The sequence below is a fragment of the Halomonas sp. ND22Bw genome, assembly GCF_003011945.1.
In the GTDB taxonomy this organism is placed as follows: Bacteria; Pseudomonadota; Gammaproteobacteria; order Pseudomonadales; family Halomonadaceae; genus Halomonas; species Halomonas halophila.
Genome location: NZ_PXWD01001841.1, coordinates 1 through 234 on the forward strand (window position 1 = coordinate 1; position 234 = coordinate 234).

General features: G+C 73.1%; 1 protein-coding gene. It reads right to left on the reverse strand.

Going from position 1 to position 234, the window contains the following annotated elements; all coding sequences use genetic code 11:
• The coding region (locus CVH10_RS24650; protein ID WP_369336033.1) for a histidine kinase at window positions 1–234 on the reverse strand (234 nt) is incomplete at both ends.

Consider the following 234-nt stretch of genomic DNA (forward strand, 5'->3'; position numbering starts at 1 on the left):
CGCGGGCGGCCTCCAGCCCGGCGTCAGCCATCTTCCGGCGGACGGTGTTGAGCAGCGCGCGGAGCTGACGGTAGGCGGCGTTGAGGCCTGCGCGCAGTTCATCGACGATCGCCGCGGTGGCGGCATGGGCCCCGCCGGCCCGGGCCGGGGACTGCAGGCGGGAGACCTGGAGCTTCAGGTAGGAGAGCGTCTGGGCCAGCGAGGCGTGCAGTTCTCGAGCGATCACCGCGCGTT